General features: G+C 59.8%; 5 protein-coding genes, 1 tRNA gene and 1 pseudogene. 4 read left to right on the top strand and 3 right to left on the bottom strand.

Annotated elements, in window-relative coordinates:
- Window positions 1-22 precede the first annotated feature (22 nt).
- Window positions 23-122 (top strand) — tRNA-OTHER (locus tag K7W41_RS23085).
- Window positions 123-247: 125 nt separating this feature from the next.
- A complete protein-coding gene (locus K7W41_RS23080) occupies window positions 248-1,546 on the top strand; it encodes an IS701 family transposase (protein ID WP_224612876.1) in 1,299 nt (432 codons plus the stop codon).
- Between the two features lie 39 nt (window positions 1,547-1,585).
- On the opposite strand, the gene K7W41_RS23075 is transcribed toward K7W41_RS23080, so the two are convergent.
- From K7W41_RS23075 to K7W41_RS23065, 3 genes are read right to left on the bottom strand one after another with little or no spacing between them, the layout of a single operon-like run.
- The gene (locus tag K7W41_RS23075; RefSeq protein ID WP_263490053.1) at window positions 1,586-2,056 is read right to left on the bottom strand and encodes a transposase; all 471 of its coding nucleotides are present in this window, start codon (window positions 2,054-2,056) and stop codon (window positions 1,586-1,588) included.
- Between the two features lie 29 nt (window positions 2,057-2,085).
- Window positions 2,086-2,613 carry a winged helix-turn-helix domain-containing protein gene (locus K7W41_RS23070; RefSeq protein ID WP_224612874.1) on the bottom strand — a complete coding sequence of 176 codons (528 nt, stop codon included), beginning with the start codon at window positions 2,611-2,613 and terminating at the stop codon, window positions 2,086-2,088.
- A gap of 27 nt (window positions 2,614-2,640) precedes the next feature.
- Window positions 2,641-2,931 carry a hypothetical protein gene (locus tag K7W41_RS23065; RefSeq protein WP_224612873.1) on the bottom strand — a complete coding sequence of 97 codons (291 nt, stop codon included), beginning with the start codon at window positions 2,929-2,931 and terminating at the stop codon, window positions 2,641-2,643.
- Between the two features lie 274 nt (window positions 2,932-3,205).
- Here K7W41_RS23065 and K7W41_RS23060 point away from each other — a divergent pair, with 274 nt between their 5' ends.
- Window positions 3,206-4,270: an IS4 family transposase gene (locus tag K7W41_RS23060; RefSeq protein WP_224612872.1), complete on the top strand. Its 1,065-nt coding sequence runs from the start codon at window positions 3,206-3,208 to the stop codon at window positions 4,268-4,270.
- A 346-nt stretch (window positions 4,271-4,616) separates the two neighbouring features.
- Window positions 4,617-4,846 (top strand): annotated as a pseudogene (locus K7W41_RS23055) (IS4 family transposase); the annotation flags it as partial.
- Window positions 4,847-5,687 lie beyond the last annotated feature (841 nt).

Here is a 5,687-nt window from a genome sequence, read left to right as displayed (position 1 = left end):
GGCGTGTAGGCTATGTCGTCATGGGGCGCTTGACAGAGTGGCCGAATGTGGGAAGTCGCCGAAAGGACGTTGTCTGGCACCCGTAAGGGGAGTCCACAAGGGTTCGAATCCCTTACGCCCCTTGAAATACGTCCGCATGGGCGTATTTCACTTTTTCTCTGGCTTGGCCTACACGCCCTAGCTGTACTTTGGGGATATTCAGGGCGGAACGAAGGAGGCCAGCATCGGTGATGCTGGCCTCCTTGCTATGCCACGTTCCCTGCCCCCCTGGACCCGCCATTTTCCCACCTGGTTTGCGCCCTTCCTGACGTACTTTCGTCATCGTGCCCAGCGCACCTGGGCACCGCTGTATGTGCGAGGACTGTGCAGTGCGGCTCACCGAAAAAGCATGCAACCCCTGGCGGCTGTCGTGGCGCCGGGAAAGGAAGACCACATCCAGCAGTTCATCACCGACAGTCCTTGGTCAGCCGGTCCCTTGGAAACCCTACTGGCACAGCGGGCTGAGGAGATGCTGGGGGGCAAGGACGCTGTGTTGATCATTGACGACACGTGCTTGACGAAGTTCGGCACCAAATCGGTCGGTGTCGCTCGCCAGTATTCCGGACAGGCCGGCAAGATTACCACCTGTCAATGTCTTGTTCCCCTGACCTTGGCCCAACATGAGCTTCCCGTTCCCGTCGCATTACGACTCTTCCTGCCACAGGAATGGACCCGTGATTCGGCGCGCTTGGCGGCAGCTGGTGTTCCAGAGGAACACCAGCTGCCGCAGACCAAGTGGGAACTGGCCCTGAAGGAATTGGACCGGGTGAGCGAACACGTGACCTTCGGTATGGTGCTGGCGGACGCAGGATACGGCGTGAACGCACAATTCCGTCACGCGCTGACCGAGCGAGGCTTGCTGTGGTCTGTCGGGATAACTCGTACACAGACCGCCTACCCCAAGGATGTCCGATTGATCCCCATTCCCAAGCACTTCAGGGGAAGACGGCCCAAATACCCCACCACGTCCCACGACCGCCAGACGGTCGAGGAGGTCCTCAGCGGTGCTGCCTGGCAGCACCTGGTCTGGCGACATGGCACCAAAGGTCCATTGTCTGGCCGCTTCGCCGCCGTCTACGTCCGGCTGGCAGATGGGGACGAGAACGCCCAGGGTCAACATTTGCCTGGTCAAGGTGCTTGGGTCATCGGGGAACAACGACGAGGAGAGGAGCGCAAATACTACACCTGCAATCTCCCACCAGAGACAGCATTTTCCCGGCTGATTGAAGTCACCAAACGGCGCTGGGCGTGTGAACTCACCCACCGGGAACTGAAGGAAGAAGTCGGCCTGGACCACTTCGAGGGGCGGTCCTGGCAAGGTCTGCACCATCACGCCGTGCTCTGTATGGTCGCGTTGAACTTTCTTCAGTGGCTCCGCCTGACGCAGCCCGACGACCTCAAAGGCGATACAGTACCCGCCATTCGTGCAGAGGTGGCAGGGGACTTGCCCCTGCCACCCCAATGCCGACAATGTCGCGCCTGCACGGCTTTATTCAGTGGTCCCTGAATATCCCCAAAGTACAGTTAAGTAGCTCGCAGATATATGTTAGATAAACCGGGCACCGAGGGCCGTCAAGGCGGCGCCGAGGGCGTCGCGCAGCTCGGTGACCGAGTTGTAACAGCGCCTGGGCATCAAAAAGCCCTTGAGTCGTCGCCAGACGGCTTCGATGTGATTCAACATCGGTGCGTAGGGCGGGAGATACCGGAGATACAGCCCCTGGTCCTCCCACTGCGGAATCTTCTTCTGGAGCGCAGCGCCCTTGTGAAAGGGCGCATTGTCCAGAATGACGACCGTCAGGCAATGTGGGTCACAGGTCTGCGCCACGGTGTCGAGGAACTGGGTGACCTGTTCGCCCGTGCAGTTCCCGTTCAGTTCACGTACATCTAGACGGGTCGTGGACCCCTCAACGGTCAGACAACCCATCAGGTTGATGCGGCCGCTTGATCCCCACCGCGTGGGAATCTCGAACTGACACCCGGAGCCCCGGGGCGTCCAGGTTGAACCGATGGACAGCATCAACCCTAGACCCGTCTGATCCAGAAAGCTCAGGCGGAGTTTGCCGTCCAGTGCCCCCTTTTCAGCATCTCAATGGACGCGGCGTGGTCCTGTTGTACGGCTGGGTCGAGTGTTTTGGCGGGCGAGTACCTCGCCCGCTTCCAGGTGTAGCCCAGACGATGCAGATGCGCGGTCATGGTTCGAGGACTCATCGTGACCTGACACTGCTGCGCGACCGCCTCACACAGCAGTGTGGCCGTCCAAAAACGGTCTTCGCGCAGTTTCTCGTGCAGGAACGGCTCAATCACAGCGGTGACCAGCGGCGGTTTGCCTGGTGCTTGCCCATCAGCCAGCCCTGCGATGCCCTGCTGTTCAAAGCGCGTCAGATCGTTATGCACCGCTTGTGGATTGCGGTCGAAGTGCTGCGCCAGTTGGCTGACCGTCCAGCCCGCACGGTGCAAACGAAGCAGGGTCGCCCGGAAGCGCACTTTGGGATGCACGTGAACATTGAATTCCAACGCACGGAGCTGCTGGTCGGCGGCGTCGCTGATCTCGATCCTTCGTGCGGGGCGGCCCATGTCTTAACCCTACTTCTTATCCACGAGCTACTTAGTATCCAGCGGGACCGTGAGGCCCGCCATCACCTGAATCCGCGCCAGCACGCCCGACAGCTCGTGCGGCCAGAACCGCCCGGAAGCAGATGCCGGTTCTGCTTCCGGCTGAAGCGGCAGATCAACCTCGACGGCCCACGCGATGAAATTCACACCATTCTGGCGGCCGTACATTGCAATTTCACGCTGCAACTGGCTTGGCGTGCTGGTCCGGCCAACGCGTATCTCTAGGGTGATAGCGGTCCAGGGCGGAGGACGCGGCGTTGGCTGCACGGTCAACGCCACGCACCGCATCTTGCGCGGTTCGCTCCGGTCAGGTCAGCTGGCTCGATTCTGGCAACTGGGGCCGAATGAGCCCAGCAGGCCGCTTGATTCTCAAGCGGCCTGCCGCATCGCCTCTCGCCAGAGGCGCAATGCGGCGGATGGATGGCTTCGTCTGAGGGTGGCGGGGACCGTGGTCCAGGTGTGGTGAAGGTTCGCGACTCGGGCATGCAGGGCTGACTACCAGTCAAAACTCCTGAGGCGAGAGAAAAGTCGGCTCCAGTAGCGTGTTTCTGCGATGAAGACACGTCAGAGCCGACACCCCCACGATACCTTGCAGACCGCGCTGCGGTCTGCTTTTCCTATCGACGCCCGGCGCCTTGAAGTGTTGGCGGCCCTGATCATCGCAATGATTCAGGCGCGCAGCGTCGTGCTGTACACCTTGAAGACCCATGTGGCGCTCCCTGGCTCGTTGGAGACGCGATACCAGCGGTTACGTCGGTTTGTCCGCTTTGACGTCCCAGAGCACCTGTTTGCGCGCTTCGCCCTTTCGTTCCTCCCAGAGGGCGAGCTGCACCTGATCCTTGACCGTACAAACTGGAAATTGGGAAAACAGGACATCAACATCCTCTTGCTGTCTGCGGTCTGGGAGGGGTTCAGCCTGCCGCTGATGTGGACCCTGCTCCCTCATGGGGGAAGCAGCTCGCAACAGGTGCGCGAAGCGCTCCTGACCCGATTCCTTCAGTGCTGCCCTGAGCGACGCATCGGAAGCCTGCTGGCGGACCGGGAGTTCATCGGCAAAACATGGTTCACCTTTTTGGATGGGCACGGCATTGCACCCTGTATCCGCCTGCCGGCCACCGCCACCATCGGGACCGGCAAGTTGCCAGTCTGGGCGTGCTTCAAAAAGCTCCAGGCGGGCGAAATCCGCCGCTGGCACCGCCGCATGGTGGTCTACGGTGTGTCCTTGCGCCTGTGTGCCACCAAGAATGCCGCTGGAGAAGTTCTGTACCTCGCGTACGGGGGCCACGCTTCCGTGAATCTCCGGCGGTATGCGCAGCGCTGGCAGGCGGAAAATCTGCATTCCGCCCTCAAAACCAGAGGTTTCAATCTGGAGGACACCGGCCTGGCGCAGGCGGAACGTGTCTCGACCCTGCTCACCTGTGTCTGCACCGCCTTTATCTGGGCCTGTGTGACGGGCCAGTTCCTGGCGAGCAAGCAGCCCGTGAAACGCAAGAAACACGGACACCGTGCAGTGTCCGTGTTCCGGCTGGGTCTCGATCATCTCCAAGATCTCCTCCTCCACCCCTCGCCTTCGTCTTGGCGGGCCTTATATGCCCTCATGCCCAGTTTTGATTCGTAGCCAGATCACTTAGACCTGTTGACAAGACGGAGGTATTCTTCGTCAATAAATTCGACCTTAAAATCCTCCTCGTCAGGATTCAGGCCAGCATCAGCAATATATTCTCTTAGATTCTTCCCTATATTAGGGTCGATTGTATCGCTATTTAGAGTTGGCCAAAATCCGTGGCAGTATGTGCAATAATACCCCTTTGCTTGCAATGATTCTATCTGTGCTTTTAAGACCCAATAGCCTGAAGATGCAATTAGGGTGCATCCTTTATCTTTACATTTAAACATGAATCACCTCACCGCATGAATCATCATAATACGATTTGTTCCTCTCTTCTTGAAAACCCAGGGCATATGGGTGTGATGCTGACAAACGCGTCTCAACCTTTCTCGCTTGCGTGGTCGCAGCCTTCATCTGGGGCTGCGTCCGCGTCGCACTTGACAGCCCTTGGCGCGCAGCAAGCACGGTCACCGTCCGATGTCTGTGTTCAAACTGGGCCTCGATCACCTGCAAGATCTCTTGCTCCAACCGCCGCCTTTGTCCTGGCGGTCCTTGCATGCCCTCATGCCGAGTTTTGACTGGTAGTCAGAGGCAGATTAGTTTGACTGGGGCCTTCAAAGCGCATTTCCTCAATCAGAAGCGTCCATGACAGGGGGATGTCTAAAGCCTTTGAGCACTCCTTAATCCGCTTGGAGGCTGGCGCCGTCGGCTGAGTCCTTCTGCTGAGTGGGCATCCGCCTTGCCTGCTTCGACTCACCAACGGGTTTTTACGCATCTTCAGAGGTCCTTGGAAGCGCGGCCATGCCTGCGCGTCTGCTGGCGTCTCCTCCATCGTCACCAGCGTGTCGGACATCTCGGCCAGCAGGCGGGCTTGGGGCGTGGTGTCCTCGGGTCCGGGGTGGTCACTCACGATGGTTTCCTGGGCACAGGTCTGCCAGTCATGTGGTGGCTTCCAAAGGGTATGGCTGGGTCCCACCGGTGACCGGGCGGCCCGGAGCCACGCGCCCCACCCCTAAGCCCAGGAGGATGACCCGCTGATCACGCTGAAGGGCTTCGACCATGGTTGCCAGCACCACCCGGACCAGCTGGGCGGCCAGCAGAGTGGAGCATCTAAGTCGCCGGCGCACCCCGGCCAACAACATTTGGCCAAGCGCGCCTTTCACCCAATGCGGGTCCAAGATCCGTCTGCGCACTCGTCGACACTGGTGTTTCTGTTTCGTGGCCATACCTCTCCCCACTGTCAGCGCAGAGGTTCAGCGCCTCAGTGACTCCACCGTAGGCGCTGTGTGGTTTCGGCTGGCTCCACAAGCCCCAGGTGATGCCCTGACGGCCTAGGGATGGACGGGGACGCCTTGGGCGGTGTCTAAAAAGCTGTCTTACTCCAAGTGGCCTGCTTCTCGGGTCATTCGGGCCACATCGGCAAGGA

Source organism: Deinococcus multiflagellatus, assembly GCF_020166415.1.
Classification (GTDB): Bacteria; Deinococcota; Deinococci; order Deinococcales; family Deinococcaceae; genus Deinococcus; species Deinococcus multiflagellatus.
This window is presented reverse-complemented; position numbering and strand designations above follow the sequence as displayed.

Bases quoted from the DNA above. Each gene is read 5' to 3' on its own strand.
- K7W41_RS23070 (WP_224612874.1), bottom strand. From the start codon at position 2,613: ATGGGCCGCCCCGCACGAAGGATCGAGATCAGCGACGCCGCCGACCAG.
- K7W41_RS23075 (WP_263490053.1), bottom strand. From the start codon at position 2,056: ATGCTGTCCATCGGTTCAACCTGGACGCCCCGGGGCTCCGGGTGTCAG.
- K7W41_RS23060 (WP_224612872.1), top strand. From the start codon at position 3,206: ATGAAGACACGTCAGAGCCGACACCCCCACGATACCTTGCAGACCGCG.
- K7W41_RS23080 (WP_224612876.1), top strand. From the start codon at position 248: ATGCCACGTTCCCTGCCCCCCTGGACCCGCCATTTTCCCACCTGGTTT.